This is a genomic window from Acinetobacter ihumii (assembly GCF_900625095.1).
Lineage (GTDB): Bacteria > Pseudomonadota > Gammaproteobacteria > Pseudomonadales > Moraxellaceae > Acinetobacter > Acinetobacter ihumii.
Window position 1 is genome coordinate 2,223,385 of record NZ_LR130760.1, and the last position, 23,620, is coordinate 2,247,004.

The 23,620-nt window shown below is 38.5% G+C and carries 18 protein-coding genes; 4 read left to right on the forward strand and 14 right to left on the reverse strand.

Annotation, left to right across the window (positions count from 1 at the left end):
- Positions 1-58 precede the first annotated feature (58 nt).
- The 4 genes from dld to lldP are packed head-to-tail and all read right to left on the reverse strand — an operon-like array spanning position 59 to position 5,378.
- A complete protein-coding gene (gene dld / locus E0D95_RS10425; protein WP_130803780.1) occupies positions 59-1,777 on the reverse strand; it encodes a D-lactate dehydrogenase in 1,719 nt (572 codons plus the stop codon).
- Between the two features lie 13 nt (positions 1,778-1,790).
- A complete protein-coding gene (gene lldD, locus E0D95_RS10430) occupies positions 1,791-2,948 on the reverse strand; it encodes an FMN-dependent L-lactate dehydrogenase LldD (protein ID WP_004988732.1) in 1,158 nt (385 codons plus the stop codon).
- A complete protein-coding gene (lldR, locus tag E0D95_RS10435; RefSeq protein ID WP_004988736.1) occupies positions 2,945-3,697 on the reverse strand; it encodes a transcriptional regulator LldR in 753 nt (250 codons plus the stop codon). Before lldR ends, lldD begins: the two co-directional genes overlap by 4 nt.
- A gap of 19 nt (positions 3,698-3,716) precedes the next feature.
- Positions 3,717-5,378 (reverse strand): L-lactate permease, encoded by a 1,662-nt coding sequence (lldP, locus tag E0D95_RS10440; RefSeq protein WP_171456474.1) that lies wholly within the window; start codon positions 5,376-5,378, stop codon positions 3,717-3,719.
- Between the two features lie 470 nt (positions 5,379-5,848).
- Here lldP and E0D95_RS10445 point away from each other — a divergent pair, with 470 nt between their 5' ends.
- Both E0D95_RS10445 and E0D95_RS10450 read left to right on the forward strand, forming a co-directional pair.
- Entirely contained in the window at positions 5,849-6,748 is a 900-nt protein-coding gene (locus tag E0D95_RS10445; protein ID WP_004988740.1) for a LysR family transcriptional regulator, read from the forward strand.
- Between the two features lie 215 nt (positions 6,749-6,963).
- Positions 6,964-8,331, forward strand: a complete 1,368-nt coding sequence (locus E0D95_RS10450; protein WP_004988742.1) for a phosphohexomutase domain-containing protein — start codon at positions 6,964-6,966, stop codon at positions 8,329-8,331.
- A 26-nt stretch (positions 8,332-8,357) separates the two neighbouring features.
- Here the strand turns inward: E0D95_RS10450 and E0D95_RS10455 are convergent, their stop codons facing one another.
- The gene (locus E0D95_RS10455; protein WP_126624209.1) at positions 8,358-10,199 is read right to left on the reverse strand and encodes an LTA synthase family protein; all 1,842 of its coding nucleotides are present in this window, start codon (positions 10,197-10,199) and stop codon (positions 8,358-8,360) included.
- Positions 10,200-10,469: 270 nt separating this feature from the next.
- Between E0D95_RS10455 and E0D95_RS10460 the strand changes: the two genes are divergently transcribed.
- On the forward strand, positions 10,470-11,915 hold the full coding sequence (locus tag E0D95_RS10460) for a capsule assembly Wzi family protein (protein WP_004994501.1): 1,446 nt from the start codon (positions 10,470-10,472) through the stop codon (positions 11,913-11,915).
- Positions 11,916-11,968: 53 nt separating this feature from the next.
- On the opposite strand, the gene galE is transcribed toward E0D95_RS10460, so the two are convergent.
- The 5 genes from galE to E0D95_RS10485 form a co-directional block, all read right to left on the reverse strand.
- Positions 11,969-12,988, reverse strand: coding sequence for a UDP-glucose 4-epimerase GalE (gene galE, locus E0D95_RS10465; protein WP_004994503.1), 1,020 nt, complete (start codon positions 12,986-12,988; stop codon positions 11,969-11,971).
- Between the two features lie 8 nt (positions 12,989-12,996).
- Complete coding sequence (gene pgi / locus E0D95_RS10470; RefSeq protein ID WP_004994505.1) at positions 12,997-14,670, reverse strand: glucose-6-phosphate isomerase; 1,674 nt, start codon at positions 14,668-14,670, stop codon at positions 12,997-12,999.
- On the reverse strand, positions 14,667-15,923 hold the full coding sequence (locus E0D95_RS10475; RefSeq protein ID WP_004994507.1) for a nucleotide sugar dehydrogenase: 1,257 nt from the start codon (positions 15,921-15,923) through the stop codon (positions 14,667-14,669). The genes pgi and E0D95_RS10475 overlap by 4 nt, the downstream gene beginning before the upstream one ends.
- Positions 15,924-15,947: 24 nt before the next feature.
- A complete protein-coding gene (gene galU / locus E0D95_RS10480) occupies positions 15,948-16,823 on the reverse strand; it encodes a UTP--glucose-1-phosphate uridylyltransferase GalU (RefSeq protein ID WP_004994510.1) in 876 nt (291 codons plus the stop codon).
- A 139-nt stretch (positions 16,824-16,962) separates the two neighbouring features.
- Complete coding sequence (locus E0D95_RS10485; protein ID WP_004994512.1) at positions 16,963-18,327, reverse strand: undecaprenyl-phosphate glucose phosphotransferase; 1,365 nt, start codon at positions 18,325-18,327, stop codon at positions 16,963-16,965.
- Positions 18,328-18,625: 298 nt separating this feature from the next.
- On the opposite strand from E0D95_RS10485, the gene E0D95_RS10490 reads away from it, so the two are divergent.
- Positions 18,626-20,047, forward strand: a complete 1,422-nt coding sequence (locus E0D95_RS10490) for a mannose-1-phosphate guanylyltransferase/mannose-6-phosphate isomerase (protein WP_130803781.1) — start codon at positions 18,626-18,628, stop codon at positions 20,045-20,047.
- A 57-nt stretch (positions 20,048-20,104) separates the two neighbouring features.
- On the opposite strand, the gene E0D95_RS10495 is transcribed toward E0D95_RS10490, so the two are convergent.
- The 4 genes from E0D95_RS10495 to E0D95_RS10510 form a co-directional block, all read right to left on the reverse strand.
- A complete protein-coding gene (locus tag E0D95_RS10495; protein ID WP_130803782.1) occupies positions 20,105-21,247 on the reverse strand; it encodes a glycosyltransferase family 4 protein in 1,143 nt (380 codons plus the stop codon).
- 12 nt (positions 21,248-21,259) lie between these two features.
- Positions 21,260-21,955, reverse strand: coding sequence for a glycosyltransferase family 2 protein (locus E0D95_RS10500; RefSeq protein ID WP_213073702.1), 696 nt, complete (start codon positions 21,953-21,955; stop codon positions 21,260-21,262).
- A 17-nt stretch (positions 21,956-21,972) separates the two neighbouring features.
- Positions 21,973-22,869, reverse strand: coding sequence for a glycosyltransferase family 2 protein (locus E0D95_RS10505; protein WP_130803783.1), 897 nt, complete (start codon positions 22,867-22,869; stop codon positions 21,973-21,975).
- Positions 22,863-23,620: EpsG family protein (locus E0D95_RS10510; RefSeq protein WP_130803784.1), on the reverse strand; the 758-nt coding region annotated here is incomplete at its 5' end. The genes E0D95_RS10510 and E0D95_RS10505, both read right to left, overlap by 7 nt.

The window sequence follows — 23,620 nt, forward strand, 5'->3', positions numbered from 1 at the left end:
TTAGACTTTTAAATTATGACGAATTCTAGCAAGGATAAAGTTGCAACTATGTAACCCACTAGGATGAAATCTTGCTTTTACCCCAATATTTAAGCTTAGACGTATGTCCAATTCCGACATTAAAGCTATTGGTCGGATCGAGCTTTTGATAAAAATTGGCTAACGCTGGTTTGGCGATATATAAATGTCCTACATTATGTTCTGCTGGATATTCTGCTCGACGTGCATCCAGCAATGTCCACATTTGATGTTCCATCGCTAAAGGATCAACGCCTTTTTTGACAATATAGTCCTGATGAAACACATGGCAGAAAAAATGCCCATAATACAGTTTATGTAAAATTTTCTGTTCCATGTCAGTAGGAAGTTGTTCAACCCAGTCTCGATCGTTACGGCGCAGGGCAATATCCAGTGCCACAATATCTTCTACTTCGCTACGATGGGTATCGCGATAACGTATCGCAGCCCCCGCGATGGCAAAGCGATGTAAAAAGGCTTTTCGGCCTTCCTCCTCATCACATAAAAAATAAGCCCCAGTCGCATGTACAGCAAAATATTCTTCTAAAAATTGTTCAGTCTGATCTTTACTATTGTTTTCCACTCGTAAAATCAAATGATGCTCATATTGATCGTGAAACTCTGTCATACGTTTAGGTAAATGATTCGGCAAAAAGAAAGTCAACGCTTGTAATAAATGATCCGTCAGTCCTTTAATTTTAAATTTTTCCAGAAAACCATCCACCTTATCTTTTAAAGCAAAAGCTTTCGGGACATTGGCGGTACCAAATTTTTCAATAAACAGAAACGTGTCTTTGCCATACTTCTCCCCAATCCGATATGCATCACGATGAATATATTCCCCTGCAATCGGTAAACTGGGTAACGACGTTAGTAGATAACGACGAATTGCCGTCAGGTCATTGGCATCGTTACTGCCAATATAGAACACATCGCTTGCCACTTTTTCATACGTATCCAAACGTACTGCAAATACACAAACTTTTCCCGCTGAACCCGAAGCCTCAAACAAACGTGAAGGATCTGCGTTAAATCGTGCTGGACTATCTGCATCCACCTGTGTCACATTATGCGCATAACGCTGATCGGATGCCTGACGCGTTGCATCATGCTGTATATCGCTGACCTGATATTGCTGCTGCTCTAATCGACTTAAAATTTCCTCTGGAGTTTGTCCCAGATCAATGCCTAAATGATTGATCAGACGTAACTGTCCCTGATCATCCACCTGCGCATACAGTGCCAGTTCAGTATAGGCTGGCCCACGACGAACCAATGCTCCACCCGAATTATTACACACGCCGCCTAACACCGATGCGCCAATACAGGACGAACCAATCACCGAATGCGGCTCACGCTGATAAGGCTTTAAAATCTGTTCAAGATTATCCAGCGTCGCACCCGGTAAACACACCACCTGTTTACCTTGATGAATCACCTGAATGCCTTTTAAACGACGTGTACTCATGATAATCACAGGACGGTCATAGTCTTCGCCATAAGGTGTTGAGCCGCCGGTCAGCCCCGTATTGGCCGCCTGCATGATCACAATACAATCTGCGCCAATCACAGCCTGTAATACCTGCCATTGTTCCAACAAGGTTCCTGGACAGACCACGGCCAACACTTTGCCTTCACCAAAGCGTCGACCCTGACGGTATTGCCGAGTCTGTTGATCATCGGTCAACAGATGGGATTTACCCACGATCTTTTCAAGCTGATTCAATAGCTGCGTGGCTATAACAGGCTGTTGTGTCATCAAATCGATCCTTTTATTCGGCTTGCATCAATTTATTGACCTGTACCAGACAATCCGTATTAATATCTGCAATGCTTTTTGCACCGGTTAAGGTCATGGCAACCCGCATTTCTTTATCAATCAGATCCAGTAAATTGCTTACTCCTTGTCCCCCTGCGGCGGCAAGTGCATAAACAAATGCTCGACCTAACATCACGCTATCTGCACCCAACGCCAGCATACGCACCACATCCAGACCGTTACGGATTCCGGAATCGGCCAGAATGGTCAAATCGCCTTTGACTGCATCGGCAATCGCAGGCAAGGCACGTGCTGAGGACATCACGCCATCGAGCTGACGCCCACCATGATTGGACACCACAATCCCATCGGCGCCAAAACGTACCGCATCTTTGGCATCTTCTGGGTCTAAGATGCCTTTGATGACCATCGGGCCATCCCAAAATTCACGAATCCATTCCAGATCTTTCCAAGAAATGGATGGATCGAAATTAGAACCCAACCAACCGATATAATCTTCTAGCCCAGTCGGCTTACCTAAATATTTGGAAATATTGCCCAGATCATGTGGACGTCCTAACAAACCGACATCCCATGCCCATTGTGGATGCGTTACCGCTTGCAAATAACGGCGCATCGCTGCATTGGGGCCACTCATGCCTGAATGTGCATCGCGATAGCGTGCGCCCGGTACTGGCATATCTACCGTGAATACCAAGGTCGAACAACCCGCTGCTTTGGCACGTTCCAGTGCATTGCGCATAAAACCACGGTCACGTAACACATAGAGCTGAAACCACATCGGACGCTTAATGGCAGGCGTAACTTCTTCAATCGGACACACAGAAACAGTCGATAAGGTAAATGGAATCCCCTTTTTATCTGCGGCGACTGCGGCCTGTACTTCACCCCGACGTGCATACATGCCTGTTAAACCCACAGGAGACAATGCCACAGGCATCGACAGGGTTTCATTAAAAAGTTTGGTTTCCAGACTCAAACTGGACATATCGTTCAACACACGTTGTCTTAATGCAATTTGCGATAAATCTTCAACATTTCGCTTCAGCGTATATTCTGCGTATGCCCCGCCATCAATATAATGAAATAAAAAAGGTGGCAAACGACGACGCGCCGCTTCACGATAATCATTTGAAGAAGAAATAATCATGTTGGATCAATCCTATGTAAACGTGTAGCACGTTTCTGGCGAGCTTCGTCTTCATCCAGAGAACGTACATGATCGATGACAAATTCAATATGGCCACACACTGCATCTCGTGCTGCCTGAGCGTCTTTACGGTCAATGGCATCCATCACCTGAAAATGCTGATCACTGAGTAGATCGGCACTAATCGGATGTTCATAGACTTTTTTACGCCCTAAAAAGACGTTGTATTGCAATAAATCAAATAAACTGCGCATCATTTGAATCAGCACCACATTATGCGATGCTTCGGCAATCGCCAGATGAAAATTGGCATCAGCAACTGCCGCTGCTGCGGAATCCCCATGTGCCTGATGCCGTGCTATTTCATCAAAATACTGATGGATCTTGGCGCGATCAGCGTCGGTTGAACGCAAAGCAGCATACCAAGCTGTCCCGCCTTCAAGTACCAAACGCGATTCCTGTACATCAAAACGATAATGTGGATCGTCCTGCATCAAATGGCTAATCGGTTCAACAATCAACTGCTGCGACCATGTTTCAGGTAGCTGTTGAATATAAGTACCATCGCCACGACGACTGGATAAAACTCCCAGACTAATCAATTGCTGAATCGCTTCACGTAGCGATGGACGCGAGATCCCCAAACTGGTCGCGAGTTGACGCTCGGCAGGCAAACGATCTCCTTGTTTGAGATTACGCTGCTCAATAAGCGTCTGTAACTTTTGTACCACCTGATCAGAGACTCGCATTATTTTTCCTTCAATTTCGCTAAGGAATCATCCAAGGTACAATATAAGCCTGTACCGTCACGATGATCCCCACAAAGATGGTAAATATGATGCTATGTTTTACGGTAAAACGGAACAAATCTGATTCTTTTCCAACTAATCCCACTGCTGCACAAGCAATAGCAATCGATTGCGGTGAAATCATTTTCCCAGTGACCCCACCACTGGTATTGGCTGCGACCAATAACACTTCTGGAATGCCAATTTGTTGTGCCGTAGTCGCCTGTAACGCAGAAAATAATGCATTGGATGAGGTATCTGATCCCGTCAGAAACACGCCCAACCAACCCAAAAATGGTGAGAAGAAGGTAAAGGCATGACCGGTATGTGACAATGCCAAGGCTAAAGTTGCGGATAGACCCGAATAGTTGGCAATAAAGGCAAAGGCCAAGACCATACCAATTGAATAAATCGGAACTTTTAGCTCATTCAAGGTTTCGCCAAAAGTCACCACGGCCTGCTTCGCATTCATTTTTAAGAAAATGACGCTCATCACTGCCGCAATAAAAATCGCAGTCCCCGTGGCTGAAAACCAGTCGAACTTATAAATCGCATCATAAGGCGTATGTTCAGTCACAATCGGGGGCATTTTTTCCACCAGACGATGCAAACCCGGCACTTCGATTTTAAAAATCCAGTGTTCGAGTGCACCGCCTTTAACAAATAGATCCTTAAACGGTTTAATACTCCACAACGTCACCATCGCCGTCAAAATCGCAAACGGAGACCATGCTTTGGCAATTTGTGCAAACGAATATTGGGTGACCGATGCCGTTTGTTGATCTAGCTTTTCTGCTTCGGCGAAACGGAAAATATACTTCGGCTGCCAGACTTTAAACAATAAAGTTAAGCTGACCAATGAGGCAATTGCCGCTGTAATATCAGGCAATTCTGGCCCAATAAAGTTTGAAGTTAAATATTGAGCAATGGCAAAAGAACCACCACCGACCAACACCGCAGGCCAAGTTTCTTTGACACCACGCCAGCCATCCATAATTGCCATGATCCAGAACAATACGATGATGACCAAAAATGGTAACTGACGACCCACCATCTGGCTGATTTCCATGGTATCCACCCCGGAGACCTGCCCTGCGACAATAATCGGAATCCCCATCGCACCAAAGGCAACAGGCGCCGTATTCACAATCAAACACAGACCCGCAGCATATAGAGGTTTAAAACCAAGCCCCATTAGTAAAGCAGCGGTAATCGCCACTGGCGCGCCAAAACCCGCAGCCCCTTCCAGAAAAGTACCAAATGCAAAGCCTACCAATAGCATTTGTAGACGTTGATCTTCAGTAATGGACAAAATACTGGAACGAATAATGTCAAACTGACCTGTTTTCACCGAAATTTTATATAGGAATACCGCGCCCAGAATAATCCATGCAATCGGCCATAATCCGTAAAAAAAACCATAAATGAGCGAAGCAAAGGCCATTGCCGCAGGCATTTGATAAAAGAACAACGCAATAGCCAATGCAATCATCACGGTTAAAGTCGCCGCGATACTGCCCTTTAAACGAAATACGGCCAACGCTAAAAAGAAAAAGATAATCGGAATCAAGGCAATCAGACTAGAAAGCCAGATATTCGCCAGTGGATCATAAACTTGCTGCCAAACATTGAGCATTGTCATCTCCTTGAAATGCTGCCAGATATTTGTTTGATGAATCATCACGATTCAGTATTTATGTTAAAATTGGTATTACCAATTTAAATTAAAAAACAAAATACAGAAGGAATTTATAAACAAATGCATCATAAATAGTCTATATCAGCATTTCAAGGGCAACTTTAAAACATTATTGGTATGACCAATAATAAAACATGATAAAATCTGGTGTTTAGCGGGCATCGTATGATTGACCTATACGACTAAAGTTTCAGCACAAGAATCCACCTTGATCATTCTCGGATTTCAAAAAATAGTGTTTGGCATAAAACGCTGTTTTAATTTTGAGTCAAATTTCGTATAAACCAGACTTTCATTAGCGTCAGTTCTGCTTTTAGATCAGTCCATCTATACAAGGATTGACGAATCATTAAGATCGGTAGATTCTTGACAGAAGATGTCAATTCATCTGTTTGGGAAAAAGGAAAAAATAGGTGTTCGATTTAGACAGCCGTTTACTGAATATTTTTTATCATATTTATAAATCCAAAAGTGTTTCGATGGCAGCAGATGCGATTGGCGTGAGTCAACCCACGATTAGTAATGGCTTGGTTAAAATTCGCCAACATTTTGATGATCCGCTATTTTTACGGGTCGGAAATGAAATGATTCCAACCGAACTGGCCAAACAAATTTTCCCTTTGGTCAGTGAAGTGATCAATAAAGTCGAGAGCATTAATAATTTTAGTCTGCATTTTGAACCGTCAAAATCTGACATGATACTTACACTTGCCATGACCGATGTATCACATCTGGTACTTTTACCCAAAATTTCCAATTTTTTGGCACAAAGTGCGCCGCAAATTCGCATCAATGTCCGTCCCATCAGTCTGGAAACCAGTTACCAGATGGCCAATGGTGAGATTGATATGGCAATTGGGTTTTTACCACAACTTGAAGATGGCTTTTATCAACAAAAACTATTTTCACAGCGCTATGTGGTGATTTCACGTAAAGATCATCCACGTATTAACGCGCAGAACTTTACCATTGAAGATTATATGCGCGAACTGCATATCGATATTGATACAGGTGTGGGACATTACCAGATTGAAAATGCGTTACAAAACAGTGGTGTGAAGCGTGATATTTTGATTCGCCTACCGAGCTATCTTGGCGTCGGCTTGATGGTACAGGAAACCGATGCGATTGCGACGGTACCTTATTATTTAAGTAAAGTACTGTTATCACGTGATAATTTACAAATTCTGGATGCGCCTGTCGATTTTCCAACGTATAGCATCAAACAACACTGGCATATGTGTTGTCATCATAAAACCAGTCATCAATGGTTTCGTAAATCCTGCTATGAAATTTTTAAAAATATGTCCTGATATCAATGTCTTTAATCAACTTTTTTCATCATTGTTTAAACCCTCTTTATTTTTCTCCCATAGGAAGAAATAAAATGGGTTGATAAAAAAGTCTAATTGAAAAGAGCTTCAATTCAATACTGTTGAATCATGTAAACCTTCTGATTTACAACTCGGATTTTAACCAAACTTCTGTATAATCATTTCACAAATTTTTAACGCTAACTATTCTAGAAATGACGACACTAACTTGCTTTAAAGCCTATGATATCCGAGGCAAACTCGACACTGAACTGAATGAAGATATTGCTTATAACATTGGTCGTGCTTATGGACAAATCTATCAACCTAAAACGATTGTGATTGGTTGCGACATTCGTTTAAGCAGCGAAGGCTTAAAACAAGCCACCATTCGCGGTTTAAATGATGCAGGCGTGAATGTACTCGATTTAGGCATGACGGGTACCGAAGAAGTTTACTTTGCTGCCTTCCATCTGGATGTACAAGGCGGTATTGAGGTTACGGCGAGCCATAACCCGATGGACTATAATGGCATGAAACTGGTACGTGAAAATGCGCGCCCGATTAGTGCTGATACAGGTTTAAAAGAGATTCAAGCTTTGGCTGAATCACAACAGTTCAATGATGTTGAACATAAAGGAACGACCAGTCACTACAACATCCTTCCTGAGTTTGTCGATCACCTGATGGGCTATATTGATCCAGCAAAGATCAAACCATTAAAACTGGTGGTCAATGCAGGCAACGGTGCGGCAGGTCACGTGATTGATACCATTGAAGAAAAATTTAAAAGTCTGAATGTACCTGTTGAATTTATTAAAATTCATCACGAAGCAGATGGCACTTTCCCAAATGGCATTCCTAACCCACTTTTGTTTGAAAACCGTGATAGCACTTGCGATGCCGTAATTGAACATCATGCAGATATGGGAATTGCCTGGGATGGCGATTTCGACCGTTGTTTTCTATTCGATGAAAAAGGTCAATTTATTGAAGGCTATTATATCGTCGGTCTGTTAGCTCAAGCCTTTTTGATCAAACAATCGGGTGAAAAAATCGTACATGATCCACGCTTGGTCTGGAACACTTTAGATATTGTGGAAAAATATCAGGGTGAAACCGTACAATCCAAATCTGGACATGCCTTTATCAAGCAAGTCATGCGCGAACACAATGCCGTCTATGGTGGTGAAATGAGTGCACACCATTACTTCCGTGACTTTGCTTATTGTGATAGTGGCATGATTCCGTGGTTACTGACCATCGCGCTGCTGTCTGAAACAGGTCAATCGCTTTCAACTTTGGTTGAGAATATGATTGCGAAGTTTCCATGTAGTGGTGAAATTAACTTCAAAGTGGCAGATACGCAAATCACCATTCAGAAACTATTTGATCATTATGCAGCGCAACATCCACAAATCGACCGTACGGATGGTGTCAGTTTAGATTTTGGTATTTGGCGTTTTAATGTACGTGCTTCCAATACCGAACCTTTACTGCGTTTGAATATCGAGAGTCGCGGTGAACAGGCTCGTCCAATGCAAGATTATGTCGATGAGTTAACAGCACTCATTCAGGCTTAAATAATCAAATTAAAATACGGCTGAGATTACTCAATCTCAGCCGTATTGTCTGGCGTTAGACTTAAACCATAAAGATAATTTTCACCCGATAAACTATCCTGATTGATATTTTTATACTGCTCTAAAAGTTGCTTGGCATCATGCTTACACTCAGAAGCAGGCATCAAAAATTTAGGGTGAATCACCTCATAACAGCCCGATAAGCGCTGCATAAAATGATAATATGGAGAAAGCGGCAATCCTGCGACCTGCAATAATTTAGGTGCCACAAAACTGCTTGGAGTCGACTCTTGCTGTAACACTTTTTTCTGAATTGGAAAATTACTCCAGAGCGCCAAAGGCGTTTGATAGTTCTTTAAAGCCGTGCGTTCTGGATCATTTTTAAAATAATCATATTCATCATAAACGCCCTGCAAATTTGGCAAATGATCGCCAAAAACCAGCACAATGGTGGGTTGTTTTAAGGTTTTCAAATATGCAGTTAATTCTGATAATTTCTGATCTGCTCGTGCAACGCCAGCCGTATACGTACTGAGTTTTCGTTGGTTGAGCTCTGAAAGCGTTTTGCTGAACTTAAATTGTTGTTTGCCATAACGATCATCATTGTACATTGGATGATTTTCAACCGTAATCGCATAAATAAACTTGGGCTGATCCCCTTGCTGTAACACTTTTTTAATATTTTCGTAAATCAGCACATCCGTCGCCCACCCGCCTGCGTTAAATATCTGAGGTCGTTTTTCTTGCGAAACCATATTCTCTAAAGAAATAAATTGTTGAAAGCCTAAAGCAGGATAGACCTTATTACGATTATAGTAGTAGCCATAATTATTGTGCATGGCAATGGTTTGATACCCCAAACCATCCAGATAAAAGGGTAACGCATAAATCGGACGTTTCACTTTAGACACATACAATAATTCATTGGGAAAAAATGCCGTGTTTAAACTGGTCAATACCTCAAATTCAACATTGGCTGTCCCACCGCCAAATGAAGGTGAAATCAATTGCGATACCTGATTTTTCTGAAAAAAAGGCAATAAATTACGCCCTAAAGCCTGATCCAGATGTCGCGGATCCCAAAAGGATTCTTGCATAATAATCACGATATTGGGTTTTATTGCATCATCAGCCAAAGTACCTTTAACTTCTGGATTTTGATGCAAAATATCCTGTATCGCCTGCTCGGACACTTGCGCACGGGGCAATAACCGATCTGTCACCTGATCGAGTATTTTAGAAATATAAAATGTACTAAAACCATAATTTTGAATTTTACGATAATCTCCAACCCAGTCATTTCGTGTATTGGGAAAATCTGCGAGTTGATTACAAATGGCGGGACGATCGTCACGCTGACAAGCCCCTGTCGGATTCATTATAAAATTGAGATATATCAAACTGCTACTGATAAAAAAGAAAATAATGGTGTTCGGAACATAACTATGTATCGTTGTTTTTTCTTCTTTTCTGATTGCGACAACCAATACCACGAGGAACAGTGCAATTAAAATGAAAAAAATCAGTTGTAATGACCATGGAGAAGCTTTCATCGCCTCTGGTAATAAAAACACGTCTTCAGGACTGAGATTGCTGAATAAATATTGTTGTTTTTTCTGATTAATAAAATTCAGAAACATCACAAAAATTTGACTTAAAATCAACGCCGTATATTGACGGCCAGTGGCGATAAAGAAAAGCTGAATAATGGCGTAATTAAATAAAACGGCAAATAGAACTTTGTTATAGCCAATGTATAAGTAAAATTTTTTAAGTGTGAATGCATCTCCCCATCCGATATAAACACCGATACAGGCAGACAAAAAAGCAACGCCAATAAACAGCAATTGCTGGCGCAAAAAGGACATAAGTTGATCTGGGAGAAAATACAACGACAGGGCATTTTAGCATATATTTGGGAATAACTTTTTTACTTCTGAGTGCTCTGACTGAAGCATAAGTTATTTCGTATTTTTTATAAAAGTTCGACATTTAGTTGGCGTTATTATCATCTTGTTTTTTCAGAAACATTTCGCTGGTTATGCATAGATAACGTAAATCTAACGTTTAAAGATTGCAAACTTTTGATAAAAAATTTAAGGTGTGACAAAGATATAATCCTTGAGAAAGACAAACGAATGTTTTCTAGAAAAATACTTTTACTAACATTACTCGCCACAAGTTGTTCTTCTTTATTCGCACAAGGGCTTATCCTAAATGATCAAAATTTAAGAACTGATCTTAATTGGTTAAACCAACAAGGCGTGATTCGTCTCAGCACTTCTACTTGGCCTTTAAGTGGCGGTGAAGTACAGCGTTCAATCGATCAAGCAAAGGTTTCGACGCTTGCACAGCAACGGGTGCTAGATTCAGTTAAACAACGTTTAAATATAGAAAATGAACAGTTAAAAGCCAGCCTATCTGCTGCAACTGACCAGAAAACTATTCCGCAAGGCTTTGGCGATAGTCAAAAATCAAAATACCAAGGCAGTGTTCAATTTAATGCAAGTTCTGAGCATTGGGCGACTAAAATTCAAGCTAATCTTGAGCAAGACCAACGTTTAGATGAGGGTGATAAATTTAATCTAGACGGTTCTTATGTGGCAGGGCATTTTGCAAACCAGTGGGTGGCCTTTGCCAAAATGCCAACATGGTGGGGACCAGGCAACGATGGCAGCCTCATTCGAGGCGATGCAAACCGCCCTGTTACAGGTTTTACAGCGCAACGAAATATACAAAACGCATTTGAAAATAAATGGCTGTCTTGGATTGGACCTTGGCAATATCAAGTTTTTGCTGGACAACTTCAAGACTATGATGCTGTATCTCGCGCACAGTTGTTAGGTTTACGTTTAACTGCACAACCCCTACCTTATTTAGAACTTGGCGCATCGCGTTCCATACAAATTGGCGGTAAAGGTCAACCTAAGAGCTTTAAAGCGTATTGGAATGCCATTATTGGTAAAGATAATGGTGATGCCGACACGGGTTATGTTGGTGAAAATAACGCCAGTAACCAGCTAGCAGGTTTTGACGGTCGCTTAAACCTACAACCTTTGCTTAATATTCCTGTGAGCATTTATGGGCAGTACATTGGTGAGGATGAAGCAGGTGGATTACCGTCAAGATCAATGTATTTAGCTGGCGCAGATTTTTCATCAAGCTATAAAAATTTACCTTATCAAATTTATACGGAATGGGCAGATACACGTACCAATGGCGATGCTATAGGCTATTCTTATAATCATCATCAATACAAAGATGGCTATTACCAACAGGGTTATCCATTAGGTCATGGTATTGGCGGGGATGGTCAACTTTATTCGGTAGGCGGTAAGATTCAGTTTGATCGTATCAACCAACTTAAAGGCCGTGTTTTATACGCCAAAGTCAATGAATCTAATCGTCTCACTAATGAGTTATTTCCTCAGGCAGATACCATTAAAGCTGTTGATGTGACGTGGGTACATTACTTGAAACCTCAAATTCCTCTTAAAATTAATGCTTGGGCAGCAAAGTCTGATAAACAAAGTAATGATTCAGGGGCATCTGTTGGTATTGAATTTCCAATAGACTTCAAATAATAAAAAGGGAAGCATATTGCTTCCCTTTTTATTATCGGATATATCCTAAGCTTTTATTTTCGATAACCATTTGGATTTTGTTTTTGCCAATGCCAACTGTCTTTAAGCATATCTTCGAGCGTGTATTGCGCAGTCCAGCCTAACTCTTCTTTTGCTCGTGAAGCATCTGCATAAAAAGCGGGTAAATCTCCAGCCCTACGCTCGACAAACTCTGTAGGAATGGAAACCCTATTTACTTTCTCAAACGTTTCCTTAATTTGTAGAACGGAGATCGCGGTACCTGTTCCGATATTCCAAGCACGACAATCTCGATGATTCAAGCGATTATTGACAGCCAAGACATGTGCTTTTGATAAATCAACCACATGAATAAAATCTCGCTCACATGTTCCATCCAACGTAGGATAATCGTTACCAAAAATCGCTAATTTTTCACGACGACCAACCGCTACCTGAGTCACATAAGGCATTAAGTTATTTGGAATACCCTGCGGATCTTCACCAATACGTCCACTTTTATGCGCCCCGACTGGATTAAAGTAACGCAATAAGGCAATCGACCAACGCTCATCAGCTTTGGCTATCTTTTCTAACATCTGCTCAATAACTAATTTAGTATAGCCATAGTTATTATTTGGCAGACTGAGTGTCATATCTTCGCTGTACGGCGACGAATTCAGTTCGCCATAAACCGTTGCAGATGAGCTAAAGACTAACTTAAATACCTCTGCACGCTGCATCGCATTTACAAGATTAATACTGCCCACAATATTATTATCAAAATAAATCAAAGGAAGTTGCTGACTTTCGCCGACTGCTTTTAAACCAGCAAAATGAATGACTGCATCAATTTGATGCTGTGCAAATACTTGATCAAGCTGTTCAGCACTGCGAATATCACCTTGTATAAAGGTCAGAGATTTTCCGGTGAGTTCCTCCACCCGTTTGAGGGATTCGACAGAACTATTGGATAAATTATCGAACACGACTACATCATGGTTTGCATTTAGCAATTCAACACAGGTATGTGAACCAATATATCCGGCGCCACCTGTCACTAAAATATTTGCCATGTTTTATCCTAACTCTTTTTATTTCCAAGCAGCAATTCAATTAAGCCTTGCGTTGAAGCATCCAGATGTGCTGTCTGTTGTTGCTGACCATTTAAAATCGGTAGAATTTGATTGGCAATTTCCTTACCTTTTTCCACACCCCATTGGTCAAAGGGGTTAATATTCCATAATACCGATTGTACAAAGACTTTATGCTCATACAGCGCAATCAGCATGCCTAAAGTCTTTGGATTCAATTCTTGAATTAAAAATGTTGAACTCGGCTGATTACCTGCATATTGTTTATATACAGGTAAATTTTCCAATTCTTTTTGATCCAAAGCCTGATTACCAAAGGCTAAAAGTCGCGACTGTGCCAAACAGTTCGATAAAGCCAAATGATGCTGTTCAATTAACGCATCTGCATTTTCTACATAGGTAAAATGATTGGCATTATAACGCTGAATCGGTGCAATAAAATCACAACTCACCGCATGCGTTCCTTGATGCAATAACTGATAAAAAGCATGCTGCGCGTTTGGCCCTACTTCACCCCAGACAATCGGACAGGTACTCGATGCTACCTTGTGATTATCACGTTGTACCGACTTCCCATTCGACTCCATTTCAAGCTGTTGCAGATAAGATGCAAAATATTTTAAACGACCATCATAAGGTAAGACTGCATGCGTTTGCATCTTCAAAAAATTGGTATTCCACGCACCCAATAATGCCATAATGACAGGCACATTTTCATGAAATGGGGCCTGACGAAAATGTTGATCAATCAGATAAGCACCTGCCAACAGTTCCTGAAATCCTTCAATACCCACTTTAAGCGCAATCGGTAAACCAATGCATGACCATAAGGAATATCGACCACCGACCCAATCCCACAGTAATAACTGATTGTCAGGATGAATTCCCCATTCTGTCATTTTTTCAGGTTTAGTTGACACCCCAATAAAATGACTTTTTAAGACACAATGACGATCGCCTAGGGACTTTTCCAGCCATAAACGCGCCGTTTCAGCATTAGATAGAGTATCAATCGTTCCAAAAGACTTGGATGAAATAATAAATAGCGTGGTTTCTGGGCGTAATTGATGTAATAAATCAGACAACTGACTTCCATCCATCGTCGAAACAAAATGGATATTTAATGGCTTTGCTGTTTTGACCTTGAAATCAGACAAGGCATGATTGACCATGAGGGGCCCTAAATCCGACCCCCCGACACCAATGTTCACGACATCCTGAATCACCTCACCGGTAACACCACGGTATTGACCTGCATGAATCTTCTCTACCAATTGGAACATTCGATCCAATTGTTGATGCACTTGGTAGGACAGCTTGGGAAATTGCACCGTATTTTGGGGCAAACGCAATGCCCAATGCATCGCAGCACGCTGCTCAGTATAATTAATGGTTTCTTCTGAAAATAAGCGTTTTATCCATTCATCCAAGTTCTTAGATTCAGCCCATGCCACTAAAGACTGTATTACCTCCTGATTGACTCGATGCTTACTAAAATCGAAAGTCAAATCATCACAACCCAATGAAAACTGCTCAAATCGATCATTTTGTTGTTCAAATAATTGATTTAGATGCATGTCTTGCATCTTCTCAGCAAGAGATTGAAGTTGTATTACTGCTGATTGTTTATTTTGCTTTGGAAATTTTTCAATATTTTCATTCATAGTCGACCAACACCTTCATAGGCGAAACCCTGAGCTTTTACAAAATCAGGATCGTAAAGATTACGTCCATCCAGAATAAGGGGATGACGCATTGTTTGCTGTAGTTTTTTATAATCAGGACTGTAATATTGTTTCCATGCGGTAATCACACAAAGTGCATCTGCATTTTGCACTACATCATAAGCATCCAGACTCAAAATCAAATCATCTCGCTCACCGTACATTTTATAAATTTCTTGTAAAGCCTGTGGATCATGCAGTTTCACCTTAGCACCTTGCGCCCATAATGCAGCCAACATTGCATGAATCGGAGAATTATGGATGCTAGAAGTATTTTCTTTAAATGCTGCACCCCAAATTGCAATCGTTTTACCTTTTAAATCAGAGTGGTAATAATTCCAGAGCTTTCGAAACAAAATTTCTTTTTGCTGCTCGTTAATTTCCCAGACCTGTTGCAACAAGCGACTTTTCGCGCCAGTCTTTGAAACTTCGCTCGACAAAGTTAAAATGTCGTGCGAGAAATTTTCACCACCAAAACCAATTCCAGCCGATAAATAGGCTGAACCAATACGGGTATCTGCGCCCATTCCCTGTTTTACATTAGCAATATCAATCCCTAATTTTTCAGCAACCAAAGCCAAATCATTCATGTAGCTAATTCGTGTTGCTAACATGCCTGAAATACTCAATTTAGTAAATTCAGCATCCAGAATCGGCATAAATAAATATTGATTTTGATAGCGAAAAAAGGGACGAAGGAGTTCTTCCATCATCAATTTGGCAGCTTCTGCCTCTGCTCCAATAATGACGTGTTTGACATTTAGAACACTATTAATCGCATTACCTTCCTGAATGACATCAGGAAAATATACCCAGTCATCATTCGGTAAAATTGCTTTAAGTTTATCCGTTCCATGCAAACCAAAAGTTGAACCATTCACCATCAGTTTTGGATGAATAATCGGGCGTAATGCCAGTTCTTTTAATGTGTTTAAAGCAAGTTTGAATTCAGCTGGATTATAACAAAATAGATAGGCATCAATATCTAGAGGCAAATCCACCAAAGTACTTTGTAGCAACATTTTGGCTTCACGTTGTTTACTTAAACGACGATTCACCTCTTCATCCTGATATTGAATGTTTATAGATAAATGCGAATGTTGATAGCACCAATAGACTTGATTGCCATATTCGGCTAATAAAGCTGCCAATACGCCAGCCTGTAAGGTAGTCCCCAATATCGCAATCTTCATTGTTTTATACCTAAATATTATTGCTTAAAAATCTAGTTCACGAATCAGTGTTTTAAAATCATCGCCTAAATTAGGATGTTCAATCCCATAATGCAACACGGCTTTTAAATAGCCCAATTTGCTGCCGCAGTCAAAGGTTTGTCCTTGCATGCGATAGGCTTCAACTTGTTCTGTTTTCTGCAACATGGCAATTGCGTCGGTGAGTTGAATTTCATTGCCCGTGCCTTTAGGTGTTTGCTCTAGTAATTGCATAATCTTGGCAGGTAATACATAACGACCAACCACTGAGAGATTGGATGGGGCAGAACCTACCGCAGGTTTTTCGACAATGCCCTGCATGATTTGGCTTTGACCTTCTGCAGGAATCAATGCAACATCCACAATGCCATATTGATCCACTAAATCATCAGACACCGCTTCAACCATAATTTGCGCAGCAGAAGCTTGGGTATAACGCTGAATCATACGTGTCAAATCATTTTGTTCAGATTTTGCTTTCACTAATACATCTGGCAATAAAACTACAAAATCATCATCACCAACGATGCTTTTGGCACAAAGCACAGCATGACCTAAACCTAAAGGCTGTGGCTGGCGGACACTGACCACACTGACATGCTCAGGCACAATCTCGGTAATTTCTTTGAGCAAATCAAACTTCTTTTTTTCTTCTAAAGTCGTTTCAAGTTCAAAGTTACGATCGAAATAATTTTCAATAGACGCTTTAGATGAATGTGTCACCAAAATAATTTGTTCGATACCCGCAGCAACCGCTTCACGTACCACATATTCAATGGCAGGACGATCCACTACAGTCACCATTTCTTTGGGGATAGACTTACTTGCAGGTAAAAAACGGGTGCCAAGACCTGCAACGGGTAAAATTGCTTTTTTGATCATAAAATTACACAAAGTAATGAGTTAAAGTTAAAAAATGTTGTCTATATAACATATCGTAAGTTTCAATTGCTTGAATTCTATCAAGATCAAATTTTTTAAAACGCATATATTTAGTCATTTCATGTAATTTTATGTCGGTCTAATAAGCAGCTTTGTTTATAAACCCTTTAAATACCGTAAGAAAAATAATTTTAAGGTCTAAGAGCAAACTCCATGTGCGAATATACTCAAGATCACATTCAATGCGCTTTTCCATTTTATCTAGTGTATCAGTCTCACCGCGCCAACCGCTTATTTGTGCTAGCCCTGTAATACCTGGTTTTACTTTATGTCGAAGCATATAACCTGGAATAAGTTTACGATATTCTTCGTTATGTGCAACGGCATGGGGGCGTGGTCCTACAATGGACATATTGCCTAAAATCACATTAAAAAATTGAGGTAACTCATCTAAAGACGTACGTCGTATAAACCGCCCGACTGTAGTCACGCGTGGGTCATCTTTGGTTGCTTGCGTGACCTTTGCGCCATTTTCCATAACTTTCATGCTACGAAACTTATAAACCCGTATAGATTTACCATTTAGACCATAACGTAATTGTTTAAACAAAACAGGACCTGGCGAAGTGGCTTTAATTGCGATGGCAATCATAAGTAATATCGGAGAAATTAAAACAAGAATCATTGAACCAATCACAATATCTTCAATACGTTTTAAAAAGCGGTTAATACCGTCTATACGTGAGTCAAAAAGTGGGATAGTTGGCGTGTTATTAATTTCTTCAACACGAGAGTATAAAAAATCGAAAGAAAATAGATCAGGAACAATAATTGCAGAACATGTCGTATCTGCCAGCAACTCTAATACTGACTCGACCTGCTGAATATTTTTTTGATCAATCACTAAATAAACTTTACGTACAACACCTGACTGAATTTTTTCTATCGCGTCTTGAATGCCACCTGTATAGGTAGAATTATTAAAATCGATATGCCATGAAAATAATCCGACAGGACAATACCCCGTCCATTTCGATATACTTAAATCTAAAAAAAGTTTTTCGGCTTTAGCAGAGTCACCAATGACCATGACCCCTTGAGCTTGCTGGGTAAATGAAAAAAATAAATTATAAAGAATACGAATTGATGCTCGGGCTATCATCATAAATATAATGATGAGTACAGAAGCTTGTATAATTAAGCTAAGGTTAAGCGTTTGAAAGAAAAAGCTAATAACACCAAAAACCAGTACACTACAAATAATGTTTTTAAAGCATGAAATATATTCTTTGGTTAAACTTATACCGCGCCAAGAACGATAGAAGTCAGTCACACCGCCTAACAGCTGAAATATACTCACAATCGTTAAAAATGCAAGCAATGTACTGTTATTTATAGACAAGTGATTGACTTTAAAGGAAAAATATAAACCTAAATAGATTGAAACGACATCACAAAATCTTTGTAACATTGAAACATAGGATGCATTTAATCTAGAAGCCATCTTTTACCTTAATATAATTACTAATTTTTACTTATAAAACAGTATGATAGTCTTTCACACTATCATACTGCAAATTTACACTAATAAGATGTATAAAAATACAAATTTTAGCTATAACACACGTCGCGCCAATAATATCGTCAATCATATCTTATTTGACTAGATTTTTTATGTATAAATTAAATTTCTTTAACAGAAAATTTTCGATTCCTGTGTTTAAATTTGAGTTATCCTAAACCCGTTGAGCTCTGAAGCTTTACTTTTTTTTTATCAAAAAAACATGATATAAAGGTTGCCAATGACAACAAAGATTTTGCCTGTAATTATGGCGGGTGGTAGTGGTACTCGCTTATGGCCACTTTCACGAACTCAATATCCAAAACAATTTTTAAAACTCTCGCCCGATGGCTTTACACTATTACAAGCAACTCTACTCAGATTAAGAAATTTAGACTGTGCTGAACCCATTATTATTTGTAATGAAGAGCATCGTTTTCTAGCCGCTGAACAAATGCGTGAAATTGGTATAAAAGCGAAAATTATTTTAGAACCTGAAGGTAAAAATACCGCTCCTGCAATTACACTTGCTGCTATTTACCAAGCGCAAATTAACACATCACAAGATGATTATTTAATGCTTGTTCTAGCGGCTGACCATGTGATTACAGAACAAGATCGCTTTGAACAAAGTATTCATAACGCAGTTGAACTCGCACAAAAAGATAAGCTCGTTACATTTGGAATTGTTCCTACTCATGCGGAAACAGGGTATGGTTACATAGAAAAAGGTGAAGCTAAACTCTCTGGTTTTGAAGTAAAACGTTTTGTAGAAAAACCTGACTTTGAAACTGCACAGCAGTATTTAGACAGCCATCAGTTCCTATGGAACAGTGGCATGTTTATGTTTAAAGCAGATGTTTATTTAAATGAACTAGAAAAGTATGCTTTAGATATTTATACCTCTTGTCAAGCTGCTATGCAGAATACTCAGTCTGACTTAGATTTCGTTCGTATTGATAAATCTGCATTTTCTCAGTGTCGCTCTGAGTCCATTGACTATGCAGTAATGGAAAAAACGACTGACGCAGTGGTGGTTCCTTTAGATGCAAACTGGAACGATGTAGGTTCATGGTCTGCCCTTTGGGATATTCAAACTAAAGACATTCAAGGAAATGTGATTACAGGTGATGTAATTAGCATCAATAGTGAAAAGAACTACATTCATAGTGAAAGTAGACTAGTTAGTTTACTCGGTGTAGAAAACTTAGTTGTGATAGAAACCAAAGATGCTGTGTTAGTGGCTGATAAATCTAAAGTCCAAGATATTAAGAAAATTGTTGAAACGCTAAAACAACAAAATCGAACTGAACACTTTTGTCATCGAGAGGTTTATCGCCCTTGGGGTAAATATGATAGTATTGACCATGCCGAGCGCTACCAAGTTAAACGCATAACAGTAAAACCTGGGCAAAAACTTTCTATACAAATGCATCATCACCGTGCCGAGCACTGGATTGTGGTGAGTGGCACAGCTCGTATTCATAAAGGTAAAGATAATTTTTTATTGGCTGAAAATGAGTCTGTGTACATTCCTTTAGGTGAAATTCATGCATTAGAGAATCCAGGTAAAGTTCCTTTAGAGCTTATAGAAGTTCAATCTGGTTCTTATTTGGGTGAAGACGACATTGTACGTTTTGAAGATTTGTATGGTCGCTGTTAAAAAATAGTAACTCAATCCAAGCCGAGCATTTGGCTTGGATTGTCTAATTTATAAATATTACATCGATTCTTTTTTAGCGACCCATTTTTGCTGAACATACTGGTTAATTTCACTGCGAAAGCGTTGATTGGAAAACTTTAAAGCCTGATTACGGCAGTTTTCTGGCAAAAATAAATCACAATTTCGCTCAAAGTCTTCAACCGCCGCAATCACACTTGAGACTTCCTGTTTATCGAAAAAAGCGCCCGTTGGATTTGCAGAGTGAATAGAGTTTATGGTCTCTAATGCCCCACCTTTACCAAAAGCAATCACTGGTGTACCAGATGCTTGAGACTCAACAGGTGTAATACCAAAATCTTCTTCCGCCGCAAATACAAAGGCTTTAGCACGCTGCATATGATCTTGCATCACACTATTCGGTTGATAACCTAAAATCTCGATATTATATGTCGCTTTAGATTTAATTTTTTGCATGTCTGGGCCATCGCCAATGACCACTAGTTTTTTGTTTGGCATTTGGGCGAAAGCCTCAACAATTAAATCAATTTTTTTGTATGGCACCATACGTGAAGCTGTAAAGTAAAAATTATCTTTGTTTTCACGTAGTGTAAATCGGTCTGTGTCGACAGGAGGATAAATTACATCTGCATCGCGCCCGTAAACCTTATGTATACGACGAGCAATAAACTTGGAGTTTGCAACAAAGTGATCTACTCCATTGGCAGTGCGGTAATCCCACATTCTTATTTTGTGTAATAACCAACGTACAATTATAGCTTTTATGCCTTTCGTTAGCCCCAACTCGCGTAAATACTGATGCTGTAAGTCCCATGCATAGCGGATAGGCGAGTGAACATAACTAATGTGTAATTGATCTGGCCCCGTAAGTACACCTTTAGCGACCGCATGGCTACTGGATAAAATGACATCGTAGGCAGAAACATCTAACTGCTCGATAGCTAAGGGCATGAATGGAAGATAATTGCGGTATTTTGTTTCAGCTTTAGGAAATTTTTGAATAAATGTTGTTTGTGCACTTTTACCTAAAAAATGCTGACGACTTTCATCATTTAAAAAATCAATAACAGCAAAAAGATCTGACTTTGGAAATACTTTAAGCATTTCACTAATTACACGTTCAGCTCCTGCATAAGTTACCAACCAATCAGCAACCACAGCAACATTGGGTGAAGTATGCATAAATTATTCTCACTAAGTATTAAAAAATCTTTTTACTATATTTAACAGTAAAATGAACCTATAGCTAATCATTTGACTGAGGCTATTTGAACTTTTTTCAGAAGCTGACGAAGCATTAAAATCATGACGTCTATACAGTAAATAACACTCATTAAGAAAAAAAGTCTTACCATGGATTTCAGCAACCAAGCCGATCCACCAGTCGTGCATAGGTATGTTATCAGGGAAAGGTAAGCTTTTCTCTAGAGTACTTCTAGAAAAACACATACAACAACCATGAAAACCACCTTTATAAAGATTTTTAAAAAAACCTGATTTAGAATTTCTCAGTCGAAAATAAGATGAATAAATCTCATCCAAGTCATTATTCACCACTTTACAGTCAGTCACAACAAGTGAAATTTCTTTATTTTCTTGCATTACATTAATGCAATTCTTTATTTTATTTGGAAGCCAAATATCATCTTGATCAGATAAAAAAATATAATCTCCTGAAGCCGCTTTCAAAGAATTTTCAAAATTTTTTATAATTCCTTGTTTTGGCCCCTTTATTACTTTTATGCGATTATCTTTAAATCTTAATACTTCATTGATGGTATTATCGGTTGAACCATCATCGGAGATAATCAATTCATCATCTACCCCCAACTGAATTAATATACTATCAACCTGCTCATAAATAAAAGGTCCACCATTATAAGTAGCCATACAAACAGAAATCATTTTCATTCACTCTTTAAAAACAAATACTTTAAACCGTCTCTAGTTCCTTTTAACATTACTTTAAAATATTCACTTCTTTTGTTAACACGTAGTAATATTAAGAATTGCTGATAAAAACTAAAAAAAATCATCCTAAACGAAAACAAAACAGGAATATGTGACTCTTTTAACATATAAAATGAATTTCGTATAATAAAGTAACGCCTAAAAGGCGAATGAAGAGGGCTTTTAAAAGGCCCCAACGTAACTAAATTATCACCAATCGTATGATACATCATAGCATTTTTAGAAACAAAATTTTTGAACCCTAAAGACTCGATTCTAAAACACCATTCCGTATCCACGCAATCAATAAAATAGTTTTCGCGTAATAAACCAACCTTTTTTATTGTATCTACAGCAATCAAAGAACCTGAAGAAATTAATAACTTGACTGAAGTTGTTTCACTCATTTCATTTAAGTTAATTTTTTTTAAAATACCATATTTTGTTACATCATTCACACTATAGATAAAATTAAAACGTGGGTCAATATATTTAGGACCTATTAAGCCAACTGCTATACCTTGATCTACAAGAGACTTATAATCAGCATATAAATGAAAAATAAAGTTTGAATCAATAGTACTATCCTGATCAAAGAAAATAATATAACCTACATTATTGTCTATACAATAGTTTATGCCAATATTTTGAGCGGCTGCTATACCTAAATTTTGTTTAAGAAATATGGTATCTATAGAATAGTTATTTTTTAAAATCTTAATATCATCCTGATTATCAGATCCATTATCAATTAGGATTAAATTAATCGAATTGATAGATACATCTTTAATCAAATTTTCCAAATTGGAAATATTAGGATTAAACGTAACCACAACAGCATATATATTTACCATGTAAAAATTCTCATAAAAGAAGCTAAACTAAAAAGTTTATTGATAGAATAAAAGTAAGTATATACATAAAAAGGAACAAAAATAACAATTGTAATCACTTTATAAGTATCAAAAACTTTATTTCTTGGAACCCATGCTAAAGAGAAAAAACATAAAAAAAGTAATATATCAGCATATCTCATAGCTATACTTGCATAATTTAATCCAATATAGGATGTAAATAATAAAATACACAAATTAGAAAGACTTAAACTCAATAACCTTTTTTTTTCAAATTTATTATTTATAAATATAAATGTATAAAAATAAATAGCGAGACTAGTAAAAAATATATAAATATTTTTTGCTGATATTGGTGAAAACTCCTCCTTAAAATAAAAATTATCATAATCCATATATCTGGTATTTGCGATAAAAAACTCAAAAGATGAGATAAGAATTAATGTGATAATTATAGCTACATAAGGCCTCTTATATAAATATTGGGAATATAAATAGATTACTACAACAAAAATAAAACCATAATGAAATAAAATAGCCCAAAAAAACATAATTAATTGGTATTTATATTTTTTTTGTATTAATCCTATTAAAAAAAATCCGACAGCTAAACTACTTCGAATTTGAGTGACTTCCCACAAAGGAAAAAAGCAAAATAAATAAATAAATACAATAAATATAAATGAAAATAGACTTTTATTTTTAATAGAATATAAAAAAATATTAAACTTTAGAACCAAACCAATAAAAC